The sequence below is a fragment of the Clostridium sp. CTA-6 genome, from assembly GCF_054768115.1.
Genome location: NZ_BAAAAU010000005.1, coordinates 147,913 through 174,090, shown reverse-complemented (window position 1 = coordinate 174,090; position 26,178 = coordinate 147,913). Strand labels below are relative to the sequence as shown.

General features: G+C 29.1%; 18 protein-coding genes, 1 pseudogene and 1 other annotated feature. Of the genes and pseudogenes, 5 read left to right on the top strand and 14 right to left on the bottom strand.

Going from position 1 to position 26,178, the window contains the following annotated elements; translation table 11 throughout:
• Nucleotides 1–274: 274 nt before the first annotated feature.
• The 7 genes and pseudogenes from tyrS to ACYUDJ_RS09450 form a co-directional block, all read right to left on the bottom strand.
• On the bottom strand, nt 275–1,477 hold the full coding sequence (gene tyrS, locus ACYUDJ_RS09480; protein ID WP_003487094.1) for a tyrosine--tRNA ligase: 1,203 nt from the start codon (nt 1,475–1,477) through the stop codon (nt 275–277).
• A 237-nt stretch (nt 1,478–1,714) separates the two neighbouring features.
• Nucleotides 1,715–1,986 (bottom strand) — a binding site (T-box leader).
• 128 nt (nt 1,987–2,114) lie between these two features.
• A complete protein-coding gene (locus ACYUDJ_RS09475) occupies nt 2,115–3,743 on the bottom strand; it encodes a family 14 glycosylhydrolase (protein ID WP_043031753.1) in 1,629 nt (542 codons plus the stop codon).
• Between the two features lie 520 nt (nt 3,744–4,263).
• Nucleotides 4,264–5,103: a BAR domain-containing protein gene (locus ACYUDJ_RS09470; protein WP_003487098.1), complete on the bottom strand. Its 840-nt coding sequence runs from the start codon at nt 5,101–5,103 to the stop codon at nt 4,264–4,266.
• A 13-nt stretch (nt 5,104–5,116) separates the two neighbouring features.
• Nucleotides 5,117–5,816, bottom strand: a pseudogene (locus ACYUDJ_RS09465) (ABC transporter ATP-binding protein).
• 282 nt (nt 5,817–6,098) lie between these two features.
• Nucleotides 6,099–6,689 (bottom strand): TetR/AcrR family transcriptional regulator, encoded by a 591-nt coding sequence (locus ACYUDJ_RS09460; protein WP_003487102.1) that lies wholly within the window; start codon nt 6,687–6,689, stop codon nt 6,099–6,101.
• 237 nt (nt 6,690–6,926) lie between these two features.
• Nucleotides 6,927–8,261 carry a DUF4179 domain-containing protein gene (locus tag ACYUDJ_RS09455; protein ID WP_003487104.1) on the bottom strand — a complete coding sequence of 445 codons (1,335 nt, stop codon included), beginning with the start codon at nt 8,259–8,261 and terminating at the stop codon, nt 6,927–6,929.
• Entirely contained in the window at nt 8,261–8,806 is a 546-nt protein-coding gene (locus ACYUDJ_RS09450; RefSeq protein WP_042385316.1) for a sigma-70 family RNA polymerase sigma factor, read from the bottom strand. The genes ACYUDJ_RS09455 and ACYUDJ_RS09450 overlap by 1 nt, the downstream gene beginning before the upstream one ends.
• Nucleotides 8,807–9,080: 274 nt before the next feature.
• Here ACYUDJ_RS09450 and ACYUDJ_RS09445 point away from each other — a divergent pair, with 274 nt between their 5' ends.
• Genes ACYUDJ_RS09445 through ACYUDJ_RS09435 form a run of 3 tightly spaced genes read left to right on the top strand, consistent with a single transcriptional unit; the run spans nt 9,081 to nt 11,821 of the window.
• Complete coding sequence (locus ACYUDJ_RS09445; RefSeq protein WP_043031752.1) at nt 9,081–9,788, top strand: LytR/AlgR family response regulator transcription factor; 708 nt, start codon at nt 9,081–9,083, stop codon at nt 9,786–9,788.
• A 1-nt stretch (nt 9,789) separates the two neighbouring features.
• Nucleotides 9,790–11,166, top strand: a complete 1,377-nt coding sequence (locus tag ACYUDJ_RS09440; RefSeq protein ID WP_003487110.1) for a sensor histidine kinase — start codon at nt 9,790–9,792, stop codon at nt 11,164–11,166.
• 40 nt (nt 11,167–11,206) lie between these two features.
• Nucleotides 11,207–11,821 (top strand): FlxA-like family protein, encoded by a 615-nt coding sequence (locus tag ACYUDJ_RS09435; RefSeq protein WP_003487113.1) that lies wholly within the window; start codon nt 11,207–11,209, stop codon nt 11,819–11,821.
• Nucleotides 11,822–11,993: 172 nt separating this feature from the next.
• Here the strand turns inward: ACYUDJ_RS09435 and ACYUDJ_RS09430 are convergent, their stop codons facing one another.
• Nucleotides 11,994–12,581, bottom strand: a complete 588-nt coding sequence (locus ACYUDJ_RS09430) for a hypothetical protein (protein ID WP_003487114.1) — start codon at nt 12,579–12,581, stop codon at nt 11,994–11,996.
• 236 nt (nt 12,582–12,817) lie between these two features.
• On the opposite strand from ACYUDJ_RS09430, the gene ACYUDJ_RS09425 reads away from it, so the two are divergent.
• Nucleotides 12,818–13,369: a helix-turn-helix domain-containing protein gene (locus tag ACYUDJ_RS09425; RefSeq protein ID WP_003487117.1), complete on the top strand. Its 552-nt coding sequence runs from the start codon at nt 12,818–12,820 to the stop codon at nt 13,367–13,369.
• Nucleotides 13,370–13,460: 91 nt separating this feature from the next.
• Here ACYUDJ_RS09425 and ACYUDJ_RS09420 read toward each other — a convergent pair whose 3' ends face one another.
• From ACYUDJ_RS09420 to ACYUDJ_RS09405, 4 genes are all read right to left on the bottom strand, one after another.
• Complete coding sequence (locus tag ACYUDJ_RS09420) at nt 13,461–14,906, bottom strand: glycoside hydrolase family 1 protein (protein ID WP_003487120.1); 1,446 nt, start codon at nt 14,904–14,906, stop codon at nt 13,461–13,463.
• 299 nt (nt 14,907–15,205) lie between these two features.
• Nucleotides 15,206–16,933 carry a flavin monoamine oxidase family protein gene (locus ACYUDJ_RS09415; RefSeq protein ID WP_003487122.1) on the bottom strand — a complete coding sequence of 576 codons (1,728 nt, stop codon included), beginning with the start codon at nt 16,931–16,933 and terminating at the stop codon, nt 15,206–15,208.
• 409 nt (nt 16,934–17,342) lie between these two features.
• Nucleotides 17,343–18,818 (bottom strand): protein adenylyltransferase SelO, encoded by a 1,476-nt coding sequence (locus ACYUDJ_RS09410; protein ID WP_003487124.1) that lies wholly within the window; start codon nt 18,816–18,818, stop codon nt 17,343–17,345.
• Nucleotides 18,819–19,138: 320 nt separating this feature from the next.
• On the bottom strand, nt 19,139–19,600 hold the full coding sequence (locus tag ACYUDJ_RS09405) for a YdeI/OmpD-associated family protein (RefSeq protein ID WP_003487126.1): 462 nt from the start codon (nt 19,598–19,600) through the stop codon (nt 19,139–19,141).
• 390 nt (nt 19,601–19,990) lie between these two features.
• On the opposite strand from ACYUDJ_RS09405, the gene nifJ reads away from it, so the two are divergent.
• Nucleotides 19,991–23,509 (top strand): pyruvate:ferredoxin (flavodoxin) oxidoreductase, encoded by a 3,519-nt coding sequence (gene nifJ / locus ACYUDJ_RS09400; protein WP_003487127.1) that lies wholly within the window; start codon nt 19,991–19,993, stop codon nt 23,507–23,509.
• A gap of 39 nt (nt 23,510–23,548) precedes the next feature.
• On the opposite strand, the gene ACYUDJ_RS09395 is transcribed toward nifJ, so the two are convergent.
• Complete coding sequence (locus ACYUDJ_RS09395; RefSeq protein WP_061329843.1) at nt 23,549–23,716, bottom strand: CDIF630_02480 family spore surface protein; 168 nt, start codon at nt 23,714–23,716, stop codon at nt 23,549–23,551.
• Nucleotides 23,717–24,072: 356 nt separating this feature from the next.
• Nucleotides 24,073–25,959, bottom strand: a complete 1,887-nt coding sequence (locus ACYUDJ_RS09390) for a glycerophosphoryl diester phosphodiesterase membrane domain-containing protein (RefSeq protein WP_043031750.1) — start codon at nt 25,957–25,959, stop codon at nt 24,073–24,075.
• Between the last annotated feature and the right edge of the window lie 219 nt (nt 25,960–26,178).

The following is a 26,178-nucleotide window of genomic DNA, read 5'->3' as shown; positions in this document are numbered from 1 at the left end:
TAACAAATTAAAATTCTAATTTTATCCCATGACTACCCGCTCTAGTACTCCCATCTTCTGAAAGTTAAGAGTAAAGAGCAGCTACATCTCTGGATAATGATTTCTAAGTTTTAGTGGGAGTAAAAGCTCCCCCTAAATCCGAGAACTCTGTTTATACTATAATGTAAATTATAAATTACACATCTTACAATTTAGTGACAAGATTAAAATAAAAAATCTGCGTACATTCCATTGTTATTGGAAATTACACAGATTTTTTATAAATTTTATTAAATTACTTTTGATTTAATATTTTTATGAATTTCTTCTTTCCTACTTGAAGTATATCTTCATTTTTTACTTTACATTCTTCATCTACTTTTTCTCCATTTACTTTTACTGCTCCTTGTTTTACTAATCTTCTAGCTTCGTTTTTACTAGGAGCAAATTCTGCTTTAACTATTAAATCTACTATATTTGTTTCATCTAAATTTGCTTCTAACGTATCTATATCTTCTGGCATATTTCCTTGTTGGAATATATTTTTGAAATTTTCTTCTGCTTTTATAGATGCTTCTTCTCCATGGTATAGTCTTACTATTTCTTTAGCTAATTCCATTTTAACATCTCTTGGATTAACATTTTCCTTTTCTAATTTTGTTTTTATTTTCGCTACTTCATCTGGATGTATGTCTGTAGCTAATTCATAGTATTTAACTATCATTTCGTCTGGTATAGACATAACTTTTCCATATATATCATTAGCATCTTCATTTATTCCTATATAGTTTCCTAAACTTTTGCTCATTTTATCTTTTCCATCTGTTCCTTCTAATAATGGCATAAGAATAGCTACTTGGCTTTCTTGATCAAAATCTTTTTGTATAGTTCTTCCCATAAGAAGGTTAAATCTTTGGTCTGTTCCCCCTAACTCTATATCTGCCTTTAGAGTAACAGAATCAAAAGCTTGTAATAATGGGTAAAAGAATTCGTGTATTCCTATACTAGAGTGACTTTCAAATCTCTTTTTGAAATCTTCTCTTTCAAGCATTCTTGCTACTGTATATTTTGAAGTTAACTCTATTGTATCTCTTAAAGATAGTTTACCTAACCATTCGCTATTAAATTTTAAGTCTGTCTTATCTTTATCTATTATTTTAAATATTTGTTCTTCATAAGTTTTGGCATTAAACATAACCTCTTCTTGTGTCAATGGCTTTCTAGTCTTAGACTTTCCTGTTGGATCTCCAATTCTTCCTGTAAAGTCTCCTATTATTATAACTGCTCTATGTCCTAAGTCTTGTAGCTGTCTTATTTTTCTTAAAACTACTGAATGACCTATATGAATGTCAGGTGCCGTAGGATCTAATCCTAATTTAACTGTTAGAGGTTTGCCTGTTTTTTGTGATTTTTCTAGTTTATTTTTTAGATCCTCTACATTTATAATTTCGTCTACACCTTTAGATATTATTTTTATTTGTTCTTCTATACTTTTCATTTTTATAGCCTCCCTAAAATTATAATATTTTTTTGTAAGGCCATATGCATATGGTAATTATTTTATTATTTTTAGATTTAAATCATAATTTTCTAAGCGCTTATTTATATAAATTATTTTTTAACTTTTTATTTATTAAAATTAATATTTTAAAAATACATGAAAATTCAATTAGTGTTATTATTTTCAACTAATTAAATTTTATTTTAAATGCAAAAAATCCCGTCTCTAGCTTAACTAGAGGACGGGAGTTATACTCACGTGGTACCACCTCGTTTTATTAGATATGTCACCATATCTAACCTTTTCAAGTACTAAACTAAACATAGTTTCTATACTCTAGCACTATAACGGGTGCAGGGATTCCGAAAACAATCTACTACCTTAAATAAGGATTCGGTGCTCCGCTCAGAGATGTATTCAAAATATCTTTCTTTTCTTCTTTTCACCAACCAGAAGCTCTCTTTAAAAGAATTTATATTTTTACTTCTTCTCATCACAGCTTTTAATTTAATATTTTGAGTGAATTATATCATGATTTAAATTTACTGTCAACACTAGAATTGAAATTATTTTACAATAATTAAATTGTTTTATCTATTTTGTACATATTTCAATTAAATAATACATTTATATTTTACCAACTCCAAGTATGGGAATCTCCACCTTTTGAAACATTATAAAACTGATTGTAACCACCTTGCCATATTACATTTCCATTATTATTTTTCTTTATCGCTTTAAATTCGTAGTTATGACCTTCAGCAAGATATGTGGTAATTGTATAACTTCCATTATTATTTTTAAATTGTAAAGGATAAAATTCCGTACTCCAATTAGCCATCTCCCATCTACTTCCAGCTAAATATAAATTCTCATCGCTTTCTAAATTAACATTATTTACTGTAAATGTTACAGGAACTGGCTTAATGGCTAAAATATCCGCAAAAGGAGCCATTTCGGCGGTAGGTGTTCCATTATAATTAACTATATTTTTAAGTCTTAAAAGTGTAAACCCTGAAAAATCATAATTAAATAACATTTCGGCACAATTTTCATATGCTTTTTTATTATTATAAATATCTGATGCGTTCTCTCCAAAATATTTTATACCTTTTTCCCTAGCCAAGTTTGTAATATTTATAACAAGACTTTTTGGTGCTGAATAAGGATAATTATATGAATTTGAATCCTCCTTTTCAAGACATGTAAATGTTAAATCTAAATTTGATTTCTTAAACTGATCAAGCAAAGTATTATAATTATAATAGCCTGCACAATACTCTGCGGCATGTGGCATATTTGGACTGTTCATTAACCAGTGAACACCTGATACTTTTGCTCCTATTGTAACACCAAAAACTGAATCAAGCCGATTATGCGCTTTAGTTGCTATATTTGATAAATGTTTTATAAGCACACCTTGATACCAAGTTAAGAAATCATTGCCATATGTTGTTTTATAACCATTTATAAAAAAATTGTCTCCGTCTGTTGGAGGATTGATTTCTTCGAAATTCTTTAAGCTTGTTCCCCATTTACTATTAAGTCTAGATATAGTATTATATTTATTTTTCATAGCATTTTGGAAATCTAATTTAGCTGCTTTAGTATAACATTGTAAAAATCCACGAGACCACCCTGTTGATGGATTATAAGATGGAAATCTTAATTCACCTGCTGGTCCAGATGAAAGATATATTTTTGCTATAATATCTTTATATGAACTAAAATTTGAGGCAAATGATTCATAAAGCTCATCATACTGTTTAGCTGTATCGGCCCACCATGGACTAAGAGTCTCTTTGTTATAAACTCCATTTTCATCCTTAAATTGCATGTTATCAGCAGTATCTTTTGCCCATAACCATGAAGGCAAAGGTATATTTACAGAATCACCTACATTACTACCACATTCATGAGTTGATATAATAGGTATCCACTTTAATCCTGCAGCACGAACAGTATCTCCATAATTTTTATAGTAACTCCAGTCAAACTTATTATCACCTGCACTTTCAACATATCCCCACCACACATCTGTAGTAATAGCATAAACCCCATTATCTTTAAGAGTTATTAGTTGCTTCTTAAAATCATTCCAATTATCCACTTTCTCTAATGGACCCATTACATAACATTTATAATCAGGTCTCATATTTGCTGCAAAAGCTTTAAATGTAAAACACAGACTTAAAGTAGAAGCTAATACTAAAGATAAAATAAAACTTCCATATTTTTCTAAAGTTTTATTGCCATGATCCATAAAAATTCCTCCTTTAATTTTTATATAAATGGTTTAAGCATTATTTGTTAGAAGAAAGTTCATTATATTGTGAGGTCTAAATTATATAATTGTATCCCTATTAATAAAAAAATATAATGACTAATGCCTATAGTGAAATCGTTTGCATAGAAAGGCAAAAAAACTTTCTTTAACAGTATTTAAAATCCCCCTATATTCTCCTTTCTTAATTAAGATAAGTTATAAATATTATAATATTTATAACTTATTTAAATTATTTTGATTCTTCTTAATACAAATTCTAAAAATTCAGAAAATTACTTATATAATAATAAATTCACATTTTGTTGTTATATTTAAATATAACAACAAATATGGATATATATAACATTTAAATCTTTAAGTTAATAATATATTAAAATTTAATAGTTTGCAAGATGCATTTAAAAATATTCTAAATTATAGAATACAATATATTTATCATATTCTTTTCCTATTTAATATCAATAATATTCTTTGACATAATAAAAAGTGCTTTTTATTATGGATAATATATTCCTCCTTCTAAAGATTCACTTCCCCTTTTTAGGGATGCTGTACCTGATTTTATATCATCGATTCCTGATCTTAACTCTCCCATAGCTCCAGATAAGGCGCCCGTTCCATCACTGAGATTTTCTAATCCATCCCTTAGCTTTATAGCTCCACCTTCTAATTTATTGGCTCCATCTTTTAATTCTTTATCTGTCATTTCACCTTTTAAAATATAACTATAACAATATTCTTCGCTGGATTTAAACCTACCACTAGATTTTAAAGTATTATATGCTTTTTCACTTACAAAAGAAATACTAAACTTCTCTATATTGGAAGATATATCTGAAGGATTGGCCATAACTAAATTATAATCTGGAGCTGTGCCAATACCTGTTACAATATATTTTTTATCTGCTATTCTAATAATATCATTCACACTATAATTATACTTTTTTGCATAATGTTTTTCTAAAACTATTTCATTATCCTTTACTGCTAGTTTACCCTCATTTAACTGAACTAAATTTATTCCCTTTCTATTTTTAAATACTCTAAGAGTAGAACTATTATCTAAATCAAAATCCATATAAAAATTTTCTTCTATTTGAACTCCTTTTCTCTTAAGATATTCCTTATCTTTTCCTGATAATGGTACAAATACTGAAAATTCCCCATTTTCAATATTATTATTTTTGTTACATTCTTTTATAGTATTAATTACTGAGTCTGTAGCCGCTGACGTACCAATAACCATAGATATTCCTAATATGAGCATAAAAAACAAAGCCCCATATCTAAAAATATTATTTTTTAATTCCCTCTTTATTCTTTTATTTAAAATCATATTTTTAACTCCTCTACCACTGTAATTCTATTGCTGGTATTAGATTTTCATTTACATATTCATTACTAATTTGTCCATCTTTAATCTTTATAACTTTATGAACCATATCTTTAATAACTGTATTATGTGTAACAATAAGTATTGTGGTACCGTATTTTTTATTAATCTCCTCTAGTAATATTAAAATTTCTTTAGAGGTTTTATAATCTAGAGCACCTGTAGGTTCATCACATAATAATAACTTGGGGTTTTTTATTAAAGCTCTTGCTATAGCACAACGTTGTTGTTGTCCACCGGATAATTGGGATGGAAACTTATTTTTATGTTCTTTTATACCTAATACTTCTAATAATTCATCTAAATCTAGTGATTCCTTTGGCAAATATTCACACACCTGTATATTTTCCCTTAGTGTTAAATTAGGTACAAGATTATAAAACTGAAAAATAAACCCTAAGTAATTTCTTCTGTAAAGTGATAATTCTTTACTTTTTAACTTACTAATATCTAACCCATCTACAACAATTTGCCCCTCATCTACTCCGTCTAAGCCTCCGATTGTATTAAGTAACGTTGATTTTCCTGAACCGCTAGGACCTAAAATAACGCACATTTGTCCCCTCTCTACCCCTAGACTAATTCCATTTAAATATCTGAGTTGAATTTTCTACTCCACCATAACTTTTCTTAATATCTCTTACATCTAAAAACATTATTATACCTCCTTTGAACAAATATATTTATGTACTTAAACTAAATTAAATATTTATAAATGAATATATTATAAATATTTTATGCATTAAAATGATTTTCATTATCAACACAACATTAGAATTATCCCTCATTATTAATAAATGCATACTTCCATATAAGTTTTTAAACTAATTCTATACAATCAATTATACTATTTAACCTAAATTTTTTATTTTCCCTATTACAATGATTAGGAGCAATTTATTTTTCTTTTTTAAAATTGCCCCTCATCTTTCACTGCTTTATCCTTCTAATAGCTGCTGACAAGCCCCTTTAACTAGTAACTTTAGTACATCATCATAATATTCTTCCCCAATATTTTTTTGATGAGAAAGTGTTAACATAATAGCCTTGGTAACTGCACAAACAAATTCAGGACTTTTATTTATAGTAATTCCTGATTTTCTAACGAGTTCTTGTATGTGTACATCATCGCTATGAAAGTGATCTTCTAATACTTCAGGTGGTATCTTTCTCAATAAATATTGCAGTTCATTTTCCACAATATACATAATGGAAGATTCTTTCATAAGTTTGCAAGCTTTAAGAAGAGCCTCTTCTATACGCTCTCTTTCACTTAAATCTGTACGTGTAATTAAAATATTAAGTGCAGCTCCATATATTTCACTATGATAATCCTCAAATACCTCAAAGAAAAGCAATTCTTTAGAATCATAAAATTTATAGAAAGCTCCTTTAGAAATACCAACCTCTTTAACTAATTCATCAACAGTAGTTTTTTTTATACCATACTTACTCATACAACTACTTGCACAAGCCTTTAATTTAGTTTTTATTATATTTTTTTCATTATCTGTAAAAGCTGTACCCATAACTTCCTCTTCTCTCTATGACTATTTCATTTTTTCAGTCATAGAATATAATATTTTTACCTTTCTGTAAATATATTTGTAAATTTAATTTTGTAACATTTCCATATTTCTTCTTTTTATTCCTATTTCGTAACTCCCCTTGCGTTAAAATTTATTACATAATTATAAAAAATTAAAAGAGAATTATCCTATTAATTTTTATAAATTATGGGATAACCCTCTTAAGAAACACACTATTTATTTTAATGTAATCTTTGACTCATCTTCGTTATAATTTCCAATACAGTCTAATATGGCAACAGTCATCTTAATAGTCACCCTATTCTTTGATATATCATCAAATTCTGCAATATATCCAACACCAGTATCCTCTATACTTTGAACTAAAATGCCTGTACTCGTATATAACTTTGAAAGCATATTAAATACTTGCTTCTTATTATTACCCTTAACATAGATAAGAAGCTTTCCATCCTTTCTCTCTACCTTATAAATTTCTGCCTTATTCCCATCCTTAAAAGCAATTTTCTTTGTATAAACCACTCCACTATCCTCTTCTTTAGGAAGGTTATCCAGTTGCTTTTCTATTTTCTCACAGTATTCTATACTCTCTTCCTTTGTCATATTTTTAATATTTGCTTTTTCAGATTTCTCAATACTATGCTTTACAAGTAAAATATTCTTAGAATTTTTAATGCAATTATAACTAACATTTTCTAAGAAAGAGTGGAAATAGCCTTTATCTTCATTTCCCCAAGAAGATCCAAACATAGGATAAATTTTATTATCTACTTTCAAATAATAGCTATCCTCATTTTGTGAAAATGACAACATCTTGTTACCACTTATAATAGTACCTAATGTATTAGCTTCAATATGGTTAATACTACCTCCTATATCCTTAGACATAGTTACCTGCTTTTCAATAATAGTATTCTTGAAATTCTTTGTAAAATCCACCTTCATGTCCCAAACTAATGGTTTCTTAAAGCCATCGCTCATAGCTTCAATTTTAAAATTCCCCTTGCTTGGAAGCTCTTCATCTGAACAAAAATCAATAACTCTAAGTTGTGTGTTTTCATCAATGTCTTTTAAACATCCAGTTGAACCAGTGTCTAATTTTCCTTCAAAGCCATAAGCAAAGTGAACTAAAGGTCTATTTGATTTTTTCCACTTATCACTATACTGCACCTTTAAAGCCACCTTTATCACATGCTTTGTTCCTACTAAATTTTCTAAAGTAACTTTTATGCCATTTTCTTCATAACTTTTACCAATATAAACTGACTGTGGTAAATCCTTTGATTTAAAACCAAGGCTTTCATATAGTTTATTAAATGTAGGTACTACATTAGCTACTACACCATTTGCATTAGAAAATAATAATACTGATGTCAATACTAAAGCTATAGAAGCCACTAATCCCTTTCTCTTATTTTTTCTTTTTATAATCTTTTTTCTTAACTTCTTTTTTATATCTTCCTTTTCTTTCTTAGAAAATTTTATATCTATATAATTGTATTCTTCTAAATCCACATCCTGAAAATCAATATTTTTAAAATAATGCCTCATTATAAATCCCCCCCTATAAATATATTCATTAGCTTCTTCTTAACTCTTGAAAGCCTATTACTTACAGCACTTTTACTTATTTTTAGGTTAGAACTTATTTCCTCTAGACTTTCATCCTTAAAATAACGACTAACAATAATTTCTTTGCTATTTTTATCTAACATTTCTAAACTAGACTTCAATGCTTCTCCCTCTAACTTCTTATTTACTTGTTCAAAAGTATTATCATCAATGGTATAAACCAAATCTTCCTTTAACTCTAAGTTACAACTGTGTCTTTTTTCTCTTCTCAGTACATCTATTGCGTGTCTTTTAGCTATTACTACAAACCATTTTGCAAAATTTTCACTATTCCCCTTAAATGCATCTATATTATTCCAAATTTTAAGTAAAACATCATTAGTACATTCCTCACTAAGTTGTCTATTATTTAAGACGCTATAACTTACCTTTAACCCTAAGTCTGAATAGTTTTCTACTAAATAATCTAAAGCTTTTAAATCTTTATATCTTAGGCCTTGAATAAAATTGTCTTTATTTATCATCTTCTCCATCCCTTCTAAAGGTACCTTCATATATATAAACGTAAATAATCCTAGAATCTATCGTACAAATTATAAATAGTATTAAATCCACTTATTACATTTTCAAGTTATATTATTACAATCTACATGAACTTAGAAAAATAGCTTTCGATATAATGACTGTATAAAAAACACACTGCTCCAAATAGTAAATTTACTGATTAGAACTTAGGTAACCTGTTATATTTTCTGGAGAGGAGGTAGTATATGCTATAATTATTTCCGAGGTGATCTTATGCTAAAAATAGCAATTTGCGATGATGAAGTTCATCAAAGAATTCCACTTATAAATATGATAGAAAAAGCCTTAAAACTTAAAAATATAAACTACTTCATATATCAATATGAAAGTGGTGAAGAATTACTACAGTCAAAGTTAGAAATGGATTTGTACTTTTTAGATATATATATGGATAAACTTAGTGGTATAGAAACAGCAAAGAAAATTAGGGAAACAAATGGAAAAGCAATCATTATATTTATAACTGTTCTTAAGGAATATGTATTTGAAGCTTTTGATGTAAGAGCTTTTCATTACATTTTAAAACCTGTAAAAGAAAAAAAATTAAGAGAAGTTCTATATTCTGCTTTATTACAATTTCAAGGAACAGATAAATTTATTCTTGCAAAAACTATTAGTAAATCCACTAAAATTTTTATTAAAGATATACTGTATATAGAATCTCAACTGAGAAAAATAAAGGTTCATACCACTTATGACGTCATTGAATATTATCAAAAATTATCTGATGTTGAAAATGAATTAAAAGACTGTAGCTTTTTCAGATGTCATAAAAGCTATATTGTAAATTTAAAGTATGTACGAAGCTATGATGCTGTATTTATAACTTTAAAAAATGGTGAAAAAATATATATTTCTAAACACAAGTTCTCTGATTTTTCAAAGACCTTTATGTACTATTTAAAAAGCGAGGGATTATAATATGGGTAATATTGAACTAATTGATAAAATAGGTTTCTTATCTGCAACCCTTGCTCTACCTTTTCACTATTGGATTCAATACCATTTCTTAAATAAATTTTTAGGCTTTAAAGGAAAAATTTATAAGTTTGTTTTTTTCGTAGTTCTTCTTATTATTTTTAATTTTTTAACTTTGAAAATACAATATCCTTTTAGAATTATAGTAAATGATCTGCTTTGGTTTATACTTTTATGTTATTTGTGTTATGGAAATATTCTTATAAAACTTTATGCTGCTATTGTTCCAGACGCAATTTTATTGCTTATTTATATTACTTTTTTAAGCTTTGATTTTCATATTTCTTCCTACATAAATAGTTTAAATATAGGCTCTGGAAGAGACCTTTTTCTTCTTTGCCTAATAAACCTTGGTCGTGAACTTATAAATTTAGCTCTATTTTTTATGGTTTTGAAAAATATTTGCAAATTTTTAAATTTCAAAGATAGAACTGTAAATACCTATCAAAGCTTATATTTACTTATTCCATGCTTGGCAACTTATAGTTTAATATTGATTTTCTATTTTGTTCAAGCTATTCATGTTGACAATAAAGACTACTATTTATTTTCCATTTTTCCTGGAATTTATTCTGCTGTGCCTCTGGTAAGTATTTCTTTATTAGTTTCTATACTTATCACCGCCTACACCTTTAAGAAAATGCTTGAAGGAGAAGAAATTCAGCAAAAAAACTTATTAATGGAACAACAATTTAAATTGCAAATTGATCACAGTAAAAATCTTGAGGGTGTTTATAGTGGTATTCGCAGAATAATGCATGATATGAACAACCATCTTATTTGCTTAAAAAATCTAGCTAAAAGTAAAAACATTGAAGAGATAAATAACTATCTAGATACTCTTGGTCAAACAATAAATAAGCTGGATTGTAAGATAAAAACAGGCAATGCTGCTTCCGATGCAGTTATAAACGAAAAATATAATATTGCTAAACTGGAAGGTATTGAATTCAGCTGTGATTTTCTAATACCTGAGGGTCTGACACTAAGTTCTGTAGATTTATGTATCATTTTGGGCAATGCTTTAGATAATGCACTGGAAGCTTGTATGAGGATTAAAAATGGAAATATTCACAAAGAAATTTCTGTTAATTCTTATATTAGAGATCTATACCTAATTATTGAGGTTTCAAACAGTGCTACAGATAAAATTCAGTATAATAAGAATAAAATTGTGACTAAAAAAAATGATAAGATCAACCATGGTATAGGAATTTCTAATATAGAAATGATAGTAGAAAAATATAATGGAATTTTAGATATTATAGAAGGAAAAAATAAATTCGTTTTAAATCTTATGCTTAAAGTAAAAGAAACTTAATAATTCCTTATATACCGACTGTAAAAAGGAGATGTTTTAAATGAAAATTAATTCAACTTCTTCTGCTCCAATGTTAAAACAAGTTATGAAAAATACCGGTAAAGATTGCACAAAAAACATGGAAGCAGAGCAAAAAGAAATTGATAAAGAAATCCAAAGTCTTCAGCAAAAGAAGGCTGCTTTAAACAAAGAAATTGATAATATAAAAAATGACTTTGCACCACCCAAACCTAAGGAGGAATTGATCAGACCCCTAAAAGATCAAATTCAGATTTTAGATGCTCAAATTCAGCAAAAGCAAATAGAAAGAACAAAAAAACAAAATGAAAATATACAGGAAGTTTCAAACGACTCTGATAATGTTAAATCAAATTTTACTCTAGAAGATACTGAAGATAAGATTAACCCTACTTCTAATAATGGAAAAAATAAATCTTCTCTTAAACTATTAAAAAACTTCACTACTCAAACTGGAGTTATAAATGAGGAGAGGATAAAAAATATTTCAAAAAATCCTGATGACCCTAATACTTCTGACTCTACGAAATCCATTACTGAAAAAAAGAGACAGAAATATTTTAAAAATGCTATTGATGCATATAATACAATAGAAAATAGTAATTCAGTTAATTTGGGAACAAATGTGTTATCCTAAATAAAATACAGTTGCCATACACAAACTCCATACTCCAAAATATAAGGTTATATATAGATTTTAATTTAAGCAAATCTATATATAACCTCTTTTTAGCTTTATATAAATATATATTTAAAATTTAATTTAGACTGTATTTTTTAGCTAAACTTCTTTAGTATGAATATATACACTAATTATTATATACTTCCATTTCATTATTAACATATGCTTCACAAGAACGCATAGCTAAAATTGTTTCTTCAAACAATTTATTTAACTCCCATCCAAGCATCTCTGCACCTTGCTTAATTACATCCCGTGAACATCCCGCTGCAAATTTCTTATCCTTAAATTTTTTCTTAAGGCTTGAAAGTTCCATATCCATGACACTCTTAGATGGACGCATTCTTGCAGCTGCACCAATAAGTCCTGTAAGTTCATCTACTGCAAATAATACTTTTTCCATCTGATGCTCTGGTTTAGGAAGTTCTCCTAAGCAAAGTCCATATCCATGACTAGCTGCTGCCCTTATTAATTTTTCATCAAGACCTTGCTGTCTCATAATTTCTTGAGTTTTGATGCAATGCTGTTCTGGATAGATTTCAAAATCTAAATCATGAAGCAACCCAACCATAGACCAAAATTCTGCTTCATCTTCATATCCCAATTTTTCTGCAAAATATTTCATAGTTCCTTCAACTGTTAAAGCATGTTGAATATGGAATGCCTCTTTATTGTATTCATTAAGTAAATTCCACGCTTCTTCCCTTGTTATCATAATAATATCCTCCTTTAAAAATTACAAAATATGAATAAAAATGAATCTTCACTAAAATACTTAAGTTCCCTATCCTTAGATGCAAAAACAAAACTTTTCTATTTATTCTCATTTCTCTTGTTTCATTTAAGTAATTATTATATAATAGTTTACGAACGTTAAATATATTTAGCGTTAGTTTTATTTTACTTTTGTTAGTTATAATTGTCAATAACATTATAGGAGGTTATACCCTAATGAATATAAATTCTATTATTGCTGAAAACCTGAAAACACTTCGTACTGAAAGAAATTTAAGTCTAGGTCAACTTGCTGAATTATCTGGTATTAGTAAAGTCATGCTATCTCAAATTGAAAAAGGTGACACTAATCCTACTATAAATACTTTATGGAAAATAGCTAAAGGATTGAAAGTGCCTTATACATCATTACTTGAGCAAAAAGAACATGATACCTATGTTATAAAGAAAAGGGATATTGAAGCTCAATTTACTGAAGAAGGGCATTATCGAGTATATTGTTACTATACTAGTACACCCTATCGTAATTTTGAACTTTTTCAAATTGAAATTGATGAAGGTTGTTCATATAAGTCTATAGGTCATTCTAAAAAATGCCAAGAATATATTATGGTGTTAGAAGGTGAATTAACATTAGAAGTAAACAATGAAACTTATAAACTAACTCCTGATGATTCAATAAGTTTTTCTGCATCTAATCAACATGTATATATCAATAGTGGAAATGGAACATTAAAAGCTACAATAACAAATTTTTATCCTGCCTAATTATTAGGCAGGATATTTTATGTAGGTCATATAAATTTAATGAAACACTAAAGTAATAATAAAAACTAAAAATTATTTATACTATCTCAAATTATATTTTATCTTTTTCAATACTAATATTTGAACATAGTGCTTCAATATCTCCATTACTTGAAATTACTTCTTTATACCAGTAAAAGCTTTTTTTCTTATAACGTTTTAATGTCCCTGTTCCATCATCATTACGATCTACATAAATAAATCCATAACGTTTCTTTAACTCAGAAGTAGTAAAACTAACTAAATCAATGCACCCCCAAGAAGTATATCCCATTAAGTCTACTCCATCTTCAATTGCTTCTGCTACCTGAATTAAATGATCTCTTAAATATGAAATTCTATAATCATCTAATACTATTTTTGTCCCATCTTCTAGCTCAACTAATTCATCTACAGCTCCTAATCCATTTTCAACTATAAATAATGGTTTTTGATAACGATCATATAATATATTAAGATAGTATCTTAATCCTTTAGGATCAATTTGCCATCCCCATTCGCTTGCTTCTAAATAAGGGTTAGGTATTCCTCCAATAATATTTCCTTCACCTGGTTTTATAGATTTATCACTAGACTCACAAATGCTCATATAATAACTAAATGAAATAAAATCTACAGTATTTTTTAATATTTCTATATCTTCATGTGTAATATCTAACTTAACATTATTTTCTTTAAAAAATCTTTTTGAATACGATGGATAATAACCACGTACTTGAACATCTGAAAAGAAAAAATTTTCTCTTTCTTTATTAAGAGTCTCCCACATATCTTCTGATGATGGTGTCATTGGATATACAGGCATACCTAAAATCATGCATCCTATTTTAGCATCAGGAATAATTTCATGACATGCTTTTACTGCTGTTGCACTAGCTACTAATTCATGATGAATAGCTTGATATATTTCTTGTTTGCTTAATTCTTCTAGTGGTGTATAAATTCCACCACTTAAAAATGGCGCATGAGTAATTGAATTAATTTCATTAAAGGTTAACCAGTATTTTACTTTATTTTTATATCGATTAAAAACTGTACAAACATACTTATTAAAAAATCCAATCATCTCACGACATTTCCATCCATCGTAAACTTTAGATAAATGCAATGGTGTTTCATAATGGGATAATGTTACTATTGGCTGTATTCCATACTTTAAGCACTCATCAAAAACATCATCATAAAATTGTAGTCCCTTCTCATTTGCTTCTTTTTCATCCCCCATTGGAAATATTCTTGACCACGCAATTGATAACCTAAAAACTTTAAATCCCATTTCTCCCAAAAGCTTAATATCTTCTTTATATCTATGATAAAAATCTATACCTATAAGTTTCATATTATCTTGTGTAGGCTCTAATGTAGGACCAGCTTTTATTCCCTTTGGCGCTACATCTTGCACGCTTAATCCTTTACCATCAATATTATAAGCTCCTTCACATTGGTTAGCCGCAACTGCACCACCCCACAAAAAATTTTCTGGAAAATTTGTTTTCATAATTAATCCCCCATATTTTCATTATTTTTTATTATATCAATAGTTTCTTCATCTAATAGTAGATTATACAAAGCCGTTATCTTTACTGTACTTTAATTTTATAATCAACTTATGATAAAATCTATATCATAAATGAATGGATTTCTCCTACATTAGATACCTTCTTGACAATGTGCAAGAAAGAAAATGGTAACTTATTCATTTTCATATCTAAAAGATATTTTTAATATAAATACATATTATCACTAAATATAAGCATAAATAAAGAAGCATATTAAATAAAATATACTTCTTTATTCCTAAGCTTTATATTTATAGTGTTCTGCTATTCTATTAGCTGCCTTCATACCAGTACTTAAAGCCCCTTGAATCCATGCATGTGTTTGTGATATATGCTCACCCGCAAAATATACTCTTTCATCATACTCTGGCTGTTCTGATGCATATGCAAAAAGATTCTGTTGTTCTTCCCTATAATGACTAATTCCTCCATAAAAACCTTGTTCGTGATCCCATTCTATTGTTTTATAGGATTCCACTATTGAATTAAGATATCCTTTAGGTAAACCATGTACCTTCTCAACCTGTCTCTTTATTAATTCTACTCTTATCTTTTCATCTATATTACCTAACCGTACAGCATCAAGGTTTAGATTGTAGGATGCTAAAAGCACTCCCGGATTACTCCATGATTTATAATTTTTATGTTTTTTATGCTTCTTTTTATTTTTACTAATCTCTATATTTTTGATAAGGTGATTATTTGGATACCATATACTTGAGATTATTAAATCTGTCCTAGAACTGCCACCTATTATTCTCTCATTTTTATTTCCTTCTTCCCAAAAACTATTATTACATAGAAATAATGTTTTTTGAGCTGCTTCATAGCTTAATTCTTTAATTGCTTGCATTTTTTCTGGAGTAAACATAGGATATATTTCTACACTTCGAAGGCTTGAAAATGGTATTGCACAAATTATATAATCAAAATCTTCACAATATGTTTCTAAAGATTTTCCTTCTCTATATTTAATTCTAACCTTATTTTTTTCATCCATCTTATAAATCCCAGTTACTGTTCGTCCATTCATCCATTTTACTTTTCCTAAATTAGAATTTGATATGCTTATATACTCTTTAGGATTTTTAGATGTTAACGAATTATAAAAAGATATAGGTAATTTAGATAACCCTCCTTTTATATAATATCTATAATAATCATTTGCAATATATTGATCTTGTAAATTTTCAATATAACTACCATAGTAAAAATAACCTACAATTGGAGAAAGATAGGATAATAATTCTATAGCCCCCTCACTTAAACCTTCACCTGCCATAACCTTTCTTGTACTTATAGCTCCTAATTCCTTTATCTTTGGAGAGTACTCTTTTTTTATCTGTAATAATTCTTTTTTTGTACTAGTATCTAACTTATCCAATTCACTTTCTAATGCATAACTCAAAATTTCTTGCCATGATATATTTTTTTCAAAGGTAGACAAATTAAATTCTGGATATATGTTCTTCATTACACTTTTACCTTCTGGATCATTCCTTGCACGTTTATTTCTGATATATATAATTCCATTTTCATTTTCTTGAACAAAAGGTCTAGTTTCTAACCCAAAAGTATCTATATAATGCCAAGTTGTTCCATGACTTACAGGTATACGCATAGCTCCAAGTTCACCATACATTTTTTTATCTTTATCAAAATAATACGTATATATCCTTCCTCCAACACGTTCTTTTTGTTCTTCAAAAATAGTTATATTAAAACCCAGTTTTCTAAGTTCAAAGGCAGAGGATAATCCTGCAGCACCTCCACCTATTATCCCAACATTAATTCCCTTACCTTTACCTGGGGAAATAATTTTTGTAATATCTGCTTGAGGCCCAAGTAATTCTTTTATATTATTGTAGTCTTCTATTCTCCCCACTTCTTCTAATGCTGACTTTAGCATATTATCTCTTTCCTCATAAGTTGGATTATTAGGCTGTATAAACTCATTTATCTCCAAATAGTTCAACCCCTTAAGTTAGTCTTAACATCAATAACTTAGTATTCATTATCTAATAGTATTCTAAATAGCATTTTTTTATGTCATCACATTATCAATGTAATTATTGTAATATTTAATTTTTACAATAATCATAAGAATAATCTTACACCAATTAAAAAATATGGAATTTGCTGTAAATAAAAACAACCGGCACAAGTTCAGCTGTTCTTTTAAAATCTAATCTAACTAATATTAGTTAATATGTTATTATTTTTATTTATTTCGGTTGTCCACAAATACAGTTCATCAAAAGTTTGGACTTTCCTATATACAATATAATTAATATATTTTCAAGTTCAGAGTTCTATTATATTTTTATACAAAAAGAGCTAGTAAAACTTAATATATTTTACTAGCTCCTTTTGTATTAGGTTCCACAATAGGTTTGATACGGACAAGTTGATGGTCCAGGCAATTTAGAGTAGTAATCTTGTTCTTTAGAGTGATCATATGGTTTTGAAAGAGCATCTAAAAGTTTCTCCATCACACTATAGTCTCCTTCTTTCACCGCAGCCTCTAGTGCTTCTTCTACCCTGTGATTACGTGGGATTACTGATGGATTACCACTTTTCATAAGCTGTTTTGAAGAAAGCTTTGATTCTTCTTGTCTTGTTAGCCTCTCCTGCCATAGCTTATACCACTTATCAAATTCCACTTTACCAAACAGTGCCGTATCCTCTATATTATCAAAAGTCAATGCGTGGAATGTATTGGTATAATCTGCACCATACTTATGCATTATACTTAGAAGATCTTCAATTAGGTATTCATCCTGAAGCTCTTCGTTAAATATCCCAAGTTTTGCCCTCATTCCAGAAAGCCAATTATTCTTATACAACTTAGTAAAATCTGAAACCGCATTTTCTGCTATCTTTATGGCCTCATTTGGATTAATATGCAACAATGGTAACAGAGTTTCAGCAAGCCTTGCAAGATTCCATGCAGCAATATTAGGTTGATTACCATAGGCATATCTACCATAAATATCAATGGAACTAAATACAGTTTCAGGGTCATATGCATCCATGAATGCACAAGGACCATAATCAATTGTTTCTCCACTAATTGCCATATTATCGGTATTCATTACCCCATGAATAAAACCAACCAGTTGCCATTTTGCAATGAGCTCAGCCTGCTTCTTGATTATCTCTTGAAGTAAGAACAGATAAGGATTCTCTTTATCATTCCCTTCTTTAAAATGTCTTTTCAAAGTATAATCAGCTAGAGCTCTAAGCGCTTCAACTGTACCCCATCTTGAAACGTATTCAAATGTGCCAACACGTATATGACTGGCAGCTACACGAGTTAATATTGCACCGGGTAGCTCAGTTTCCCGCGTTATTGACTCACCTGTTGTAACCACAGCTAAACTACGGGTGGTTGGAATTCCTAATGCATTCATTGCCTCACTTATAATGTATTCTCTTAACATTGGACCTAGCGCTGCTTTTCCATCGCCTCCTCGTGAATATGGAGTTTTACCTGAACCCTTAAGCTGAATATCAAATCTATCACCTAGTGGAGTGATGTGTTCCCCTATTAGCAGAGCTCTTCCATCACCCAACATAGTAAAATGACCAAATTGATGTCCTGCATATGCTTGAGCAATAGGTATAGCCTCTTCTGGAGTCTTGTTTCCTGCAAGTATATCTACTCCATCAGCACTTTGTAATACTTTGGCATTTAGTCCCAAGGATGTTATTAACGGATAATTCAATACAGCTAATTTTGGTGAAGGTACATGGCTCGGGCTTTGTCTAGTAAAAAATATTTCTGGAAGGCTAGCATAGCTATTTTCTAAATTCAAGCCTGTTTTTATTATTACTTTTCTTTCTTTCATTGTATCTCCTTTTCTTCTCTTATTTTTTATATAAATTCTTTACATGAAACAAAATCGTAGTTTCTATTACTTTTCAGATATAAACTTCTATGATAACTAAACTCTTTTTAGTTTATACTTCTAAAAATTTATTATTCCCGCTACATTTCTCTTTATCTCCTAACTATTTAATAACTTAATCTATGAATTTATATTTTATCTCTCTATAATGCCAATATATAATAATATTAATTAAATATTTAATATAAAATTCATGTAAAATTTAAAATAACCCAATGTAAGTAATAATGTTATTACTTACATTGGGTTATAAATGAAAATTATATTTTAATTTTATTCTCTAATTTAACTATAGCTTCTTCCATTCTTTTTACTTTAGTCTCTTCTTTTTTAGCTGATGTTAGCCATTGAATATATTTACGTTTATAAGAGTATGATAAAGATTCATAAAAATCATTTGCTACCTTATTATTAGAAAGTTTAACTTTAAATTCTTCTGGTACAATAACTATCCGTTCTTCCTCATCCTTTTGTAGTTCAACTTTTATAATATCTCCATAAGTTTTATCAATCTTATTTCTTATCTCCTTAGTGATTCCAATTATATAACAAGCTAATCCCATATTTACAATTGAACCTCTATATTGTTCATTTTCGAATTTTACTAATACCTTAACTCTTTTGGCTGAAAACTCTTTTTCAACATCGAAAGGTATCTCTATATATGTAGCATCTTTTCCTTCAATTTTTTTTATCTCTGCTTCAAAAGTATAAGTTTTCATATAAGTTTTAATCCTCCTATGTAAAAATGATACATTTCTTTATAAATAGACTATATATTATTTAAAATTATATTACTTATTACTAACTCATCCTTTGCAATCAGATTATAACATAAATCAATGACATTTTTAACATTATTGGCTTGTTTCCTTATATTTCATCATATTCCATTTATTTGTCCTCCCCACAGATACTCTTTACCGTATCATAAAAAAAGATGGTAAGTATAAAAAATCTTTTTAAGCTATTAAGCAGTAAAGTTAAAGGAAATTTAATGACTTTTCTTTTAGTCCTCTATCCATATTTATGTTACATGTATTTATAATACTTTACTAGTAAATAATAAACATGTCTTATTAAATTAAAATCTTAGGAGGGAGAAATATTTTATGGCAAAAATTATGAAAACAATGGATGGAAACCAAGCAGCTGCTGAGGCATCCTATGCTTTTACTGAAGTTGCAGCTATCTATCCAATTACACCTTCCACCCCTATGGCAGAAGGTGTAGACGAGTGGTCCGCTCATGGGAAAAAAAATATATTTGGTCAGTCTGTAAAAGTTGTTGAAATGCAATCTGAAGCTGGGGCTTCTGGAACTGTTCATGGCTCCTTAGTTGCTGGTGCACTCACAACTACATACACTGCTTCTCAAGGTTTGTTGTTAATGATTCCCAATCTATATAAAATAGCTGGTGAACTATTACCTGGTGTATTTCATGTGTCTGCTAGAGCCTTAGCCACTCATGCTTTATCAATTTTTGGTGATCATCAAGATGTAATGGCTACAAGACAGACTGGTGTAGCACTTTTAGCAGCTTCAAATGTTCAAGAAGTAATGGACTTAGCAAACATAGCACATCTATCCGCTATTAAATCTAAAGTTCCATTCTTACACTTTTTTGATGGCTTTAGAACTTCTCACGAATACCAAAAAATTGAAACTATTGATTATAATGATGTAGCTAAATTAGTAGATTATACTGCTCTAAAAGAATTTAAATCTAGGGCATTAAATCCAGAACATCCTACTCTTAAAGGAACTGCTCAAAATCCAGATATTTATTTTCAGGGAAGAGAAGCATCAAATAAGTTCTATAAAGAAATACCTAATATTGTTGAAAACTACATGCGGGAAATAGAAAAAATTACAGGAAGATCCTATCATCCTTTTGATTATTATGGAGATCCTAATGCAGAAAATATTATAGTTGCTATGGGTTCCGTATGTGATACTATAGAAGAAACAGTAGATTATTTAATAAATAAAGGAGAAAAAGTAGGCGTTATAAAAATTCACTTATATCGCCCATTCTGTCCAACATATTTTATGAAATCTCTACCTAAAACTGTAAAAAAAATTGCTGTTCTTGATCGTACAAAAGAGCCTGGTTCAATAGGAGAGCCTATATATCTTGATATATGTAAAGTATTTTATAATACAAAGGATAAGCCTATTATTGTAGGTGGTAGATATGGTTTAGGATCTAAAGATACAAGACCTTCTCAAATTATTTCAGTATTTGATAATTTAAATCAAGATAACCCTAAGGATGGATTCACAATAGGAATTACTGATGATGTTACCAATACATCATTACCTGAAAAGGATGTAGTTGACACAACTCCTGAGGGTACTATAAGTTGTAAGTTCTGGGGATTAGGTTCTGATGGAACAGTAGGTGCAAATAAAACTGCTGTAAAAATTATTGGAGATAATACAGATTTATATGCTCAGGCATACTTTTCTTATGACAGTAAAAAATCTGGTGGTAGCACCATTTCCCACTTAAGATTTGGAAAGGATAAAATAAAATCACCTTATTTAATTTATAATGCAGATTATATTGCTTGCCATAACAAATCCTTTATATACAATTTTGATGTCCTAAAGGGATTAAAGAAAAATGGCACATTTGTATTAAATTGTCCTTGGGATGAATCAGAACTAGAAGAAAAACTACCAGCTTCTATGAAAAAATATATAGCAGAAAATAATATAAATTTTTATATTATTGATGGTATATCTATTGCACAAAACATAGGTTTAGGCGGTCGAATTAATATGGTAATGCAATCTGCGTTCTTTAAATTGGCTAATGTTATACCTGTAAATGAAGCTGTAGAGCTTTTAAAGAATTCAGTTGAAAAAACCTATGGTAAAAAAGGTGAAAAGATTGTAGAAATGAACAAAGCAGCTATTGATGCAGGTATTGATGCGGTACACAAGGTTAATATTCCATCTTCATGGAAAAATGTTGAAACTGAACTAGCTTCAATAAAAAAAGAACCTGACTTCATAAAAAAAATTCAAAGACCTATATCTAGACATGAAGGAGATGAACTTCCTGTTAGCGCTTTTAATGGAATGGCAGATGGTACTTTCCCATTAGGAACCACTTCTTACGAAAAACGTGGTATTGCTGTTATGATTCCAGAATGGCAAATTGATAAATGCATTCAATGTAATCAGTGCTCCTATATTTGTCCTCATTCAGTAATAAGAGCTTACTTATTAGATAAAGATGAAAAAGAAAAGGCACCTGATACATTTGAAACAAAAAAAGCTGCTGGAAAAGGATTAGAAGATTTAGAATATCGTATTCAAATAAGTTCATTAGATTGTACAGGATGTGGTAATTGTGCAGATGTTTGTCCAGCACCAGGTAAAGCCTTAATTATGAAAAATGCGGAAGAACAAATTGAAATGCAATCTGAAAACTGGGAATTTGGTCTTAATATTACTACTAAAGAGAACTTAATGGATCCAAAAACATTAAAAGGCAGCCAGTTTATAAGACCATTACTAGAGTTTCACGGAGCTTGTCCTGGATGTGGAGAAACTCCATATATTAAACTTCTAACACAGCTCTTTGGCGATAGAATGATGATTGCCAATGCTACTGGATGTTCCTCAATTTGGGGAGGTAGTGCTCCATCAGTTCCATATACTACAAATTCACAAGGCAAAGGCCCTTCTTGGGGTAATTCTCTATTTGAAGATAATGCTGAATATGGTTATGGAATGTACCTTGCTGTAAAACAGGTTAGAGAAAGATTAGCTAATTTAATGCAAGAAGCATTAAATATGGAAATTAACCAGAATCTTAAAGAGACTTTTAAACAATGGTTGGATTCAATGGATGATGGTGAAGGCTCAAAAATTGCTACAGCGAAAATACTAGAAACTATATCAAATGAAAATTATCAAAATAATCCTATCTTAAATGAAATAATGGAGAAAAAAGACTATCTTATAAAAAAATCTCACTGGATGATAGGTGGAGATGGTTGGGCATATGATATAGGTTTTGGGGGCTTAGATCACGTGTTAGCTTCTGGGGATGATGTTAATATATTTGTAATGGATACAGAGATCTATTCTAATACTGGTGGTCAATGCTCCAAGTCTACTCAAACTGGTGCTATAGCTAAATTTGCTGCTGCTGGTAAAAAAATCAAGAAAAAAGATCTGGGGCTTATGGCAATGAGTTACGGATATGTATATGTAGCTCAAATAGCTATGGGCGCAAATATGAACCATACTATTAAAACAATTGCAGAAGCAGAAGCATATAAAGGACCTTCATTAATAATTGCATATGCTCCTTGTATTAGTCATGGAATAAAAACAGGCATGGGAACAAGTATAGCAGAAGAGAAAAAAGCAGTCCAATCAGGTTATTGGCATCTTTATAGATATAATCCAATGTTAAAAGAAGAAGATAAGAATCCATTCATCTTAGATTCAAAAGAACCAACAAAACCTTTTAAAGAATTTATTCAAGGAGAAGTTCGATACTCTTCTCTAATGAATATATTCCCTGATATTGCTGCAAAAATGTCAGATATGGCTGAACAACATGCTCGTGAAAGATACGACAACTATAGGCATTTAGCAGATAAATAGTATAAATGAAAAATAGAAGGGAACCTATAAGTTTCCCTTCTATTTTTGATTAGTATCTACCCATTCTTTGGCATTTCTCACTTCAACTTCACTTGGGATAGATACATTACAAATAGGTTTCATACTTTCGATATTTGCCCACGCGGCAGTATCATGCTTTTCTATAGGCATTGCCATAAAACTTTCCTTATTATTGTTTTTATCCACTACTATCGCACCCTTCAATTATATCTTTAGTTTATTTTAGTATTCCCTAAATAGATTTACATTAATCTAAATCTATTATATATTTTAAAATTTAAGTCTTATAATATCATTGTGAATTCCAAACCAAATTATATGCAAAATCTTCTAATCCATATCCAATTTTTTAAAAAATTAACAATTTATTTATTTACCTCACTACTTATTTTATAATTTGTATGCACTCATACTTCCATCCGAAATTCAACCACATGACTAAATTTCTTTCTAAGGACTGAATAAGTTCAGCGTGACTTTTCATTAACACTTATATCCTTTTTTCTTATATAACAAATAGTTCAAGAGTTTTAAAACTTTATCTAGTCATTAAATAATGCTACAATTTTGTAAATATAATCTATTTCATTTCTAAGCTGCTTATCTTTTTTCTCCTGAATTAACCTTATTACTTCTTTAGAGTTATCTGTAATAATACTATCTACTTGTAACTCTATAAACTTTTCCATTTTTTCTGGATCATTTATTGTCCAAACATGAATACTCTTATTATTTTTATGCACTTTCTCAATAAATTCTGGCGTTGCAACGGTTTCTTCTACACTTAAGAAGTCCACATTCAATGCAGTAACATCTCCCATACCTGCAAATACAATATATCCCACTTTGATTCTAGAATTTAAATTTTTTACCTTTTGCAGGACATTATAATCTAATGACGTAACTACACATTGATCTACAAAATTATTGTCCTCTATAAGCTTTACTACCCTTTCTTCTAGCTTTTGATCATGTCCATTCAGTTTAATTTCTATATTCAGCTTTATATTTTTATTGGCTGATTTCATAATGCTGTCCAAGGTTGGAATTTTCTCGCCAGCAAACTTAGGTGAAAAATGACTTCCCACATCTAATTTTTCTACTTCATCAAAGGTCAATTCCCAAATATTTTTGTTTACCCCTGTATTGTTCTTTAAATTGGTATCGTGGGTTAAAACCACCACTCCATCCTTTGTTTCCTGTACGTCTAGCTCACTATAATCTGCTTTGTTGTCAATAGCGCTTAAAAGTGAACTCATAGTATTATCTGGTGCATTAACAGCATCTCCCCTGTGAGCGGTAACAGTAACCAAATTGTTATTAGCATCGAATTCATAAGTAATAAAATAAATATAGGAAAGCCATGTAAATATCATTATTCCTAGCACACTAACTGCTATTAATTTTTTCTTATGTCGATTAAATAAATTTTGCCAGTTTATTTTGCTTGGTGTTACTGTAATAATCATAGGGGTTGGTTCTACACCATCTTTCATTTTGGCTTGTCTATAGTACAATTGAGTAATCAACATAATAGTAAGTGGATAAATAAATAAAGTGGCTATCATGACTAATATTCCACCCATTGTTGTAACAAAGGAAAGAATAGTTACAAATAGTTTCACATTTCCTTTTAGTACTTCATTTAAAAGCACCATACCAATTCCCACTAAAATCACCACTACTGCTACAATAGCAAAAATACTTAAGTTCCAGAAAAACATAGTAGTCCAAATTTTAAGAAAAGATCCTTTTACAAGCTGTGAACTCCTCTTTAATGCACTAAAAAAATCCTTTCCTTCCAATACTACAACGTGTAATGAAAAAATCCATCTAATTAAAAAATATAATAGTATAAAAAATACAATTGCATATAAACTTATCCATTTTGGTGTTTTGTATACTACATCCATAATAAAGGCTGGTATTTCAATCTTCGGGAGTAAACTTGAAGACAACCCCATTGAACTAGCTACAAAAGGAATAATAAAAAGAACATATATTACAATTGGAATAGAGCCTATTTTTATAATACCTCTAATACTTTTCATTGCTGTAAAAAAAGATGCTTTTGCTGAAATCTTTTTATCAAAGTATGTTTCTTGTGATATTACAATAAGCCCTGCATATTCTATAAAAATAAAAAGGAAGCTAAGAATTCCCAAAATTAAAATTGTCAAAATTCCTGGAATACTTCCTATAAAACTTAATATTTGGTTATTTGCCATCATCTTCATCCCTCTTAGATGCATAAAATAATTTAGCACCATTGTAATAAATGGGAGAAATATAAAGCTTGTCAACACTTTGTATATCGATTCAAATCCAATATTTATAAAAAAACTCTTTTTAAAATAGGTGAAATTTTTTCTTATCATCTTTAATGTGGATATGGGTTTATTATGCTTTGTCTCCATTCTCGTTGTCATTGATCTGTCCCCTTTACATTTTCTTTTTCAATTTAGCTACAATAAATACCGCTAAAATTAACATACATTATTATGTTTTTCTTATATAATAACAACCATTTCATTGTTTTTAAATATGTTTTTTATAAATAATATATATTTCTTGTGGCTTTATAATATATATAAGATTATCTTAAGAAGCACTATACATCTTTACATCTACACCGTAAAAATTTTGTC

Coding starts and splice junctions, on each gene's coding strand:
- ACYUDJ_RS09420 (WP_003487120.1), bottom strand. CDS start 14,906: ATGAAAACAAATTTTCCAGAAAATTTTTTGTGGGGTGGTGCAGTTGCG.
- ACYUDJ_RS09435 (WP_003487113.1), top strand. CDS start 11,207: ATGAAAATTAATTCAACTTCTTCTGCTCCAATGTTAAAACAAGTTATG.
- tyrS (WP_003487094.1), bottom strand. CDS start 1,477: ATGAAAAGTATAGAAGAACAAATAAAAATAATATCTAAAGGTGTAGAC.
- ACYUDJ_RS09440 (WP_003487110.1), top strand. CDS start 9,790: ATGGGTAATATTGAACTAATTGATAAAATAGGTTTCTTATCTGCAACC.
- ACYUDJ_RS09445 (WP_043031752.1), top strand. CDS start 9,081: ATGCTAAAAATAGCAATTTGCGATGATGAAGTTCATCAAAGAATTCCA.
- ACYUDJ_RS09410 (WP_003487124.1), bottom strand. CDS start 18,818: ATGAAAGAAAGAAAAGTAATAATAAAAACAGGCTTGAATTTAGAAAAT.
- nifJ (WP_003487127.1), top strand. CDS start 19,991: ATGGCAAAAATTATGAAAACAATGGATGGAAACCAAGCAGCTGCTGAG.
- ACYUDJ_RS09405 (WP_003487126.1), bottom strand. CDS start 19,600: ATGAAAACTTATACTTTTGAAGCAGAGATAAAAAAAATTGAAGGAAAA.
- ACYUDJ_RS09470 (WP_003487098.1), bottom strand. CDS start 5,103: ATGATTTTAAATAAAAGAATAAAGAGGGAATTAAAAAATAATATTTTT.
- ACYUDJ_RS09460 (WP_003487102.1), bottom strand. CDS start 6,689: ATGGGTACAGCTTTTACAGATAATGAAAAAAATATAATAAAAACTAAA.
- ACYUDJ_RS09430 (WP_003487114.1), bottom strand. CDS start 12,581: ATGATAACAAGGGAAGAAGCGTGGAATTTACTTAATGAATACAATAAA.
- ACYUDJ_RS09390 (WP_043031750.1), bottom strand. CDS start 25,959: ATGACAACGAGAATGGAGACAAAGCATAATAAACCCATATCCACATTA.
- ACYUDJ_RS09425 (WP_003487117.1), top strand. CDS start 12,818: ATGAATATAAATTCTATTATTGCTGAAAACCTGAAAACACTTCGTACT.
- ACYUDJ_RS09455 (WP_003487104.1), bottom strand. CDS start 8,261: ATGAGGCATTATTTTAAAAATATTGATTTTCAGGATGTGGATTTAGAA.
- ACYUDJ_RS09475 (WP_043031753.1), bottom strand. CDS start 3,743: ATGGATCATGGCAATAAAACTTTAGAAAAATATGGAAGTTTTATTTTA.
- ACYUDJ_RS09450 (WP_042385316.1), bottom strand. CDS start 8,806: ATGATAAATAAAGACAATTTTATTCAAGGCCTAAGATATAAAGATTTA.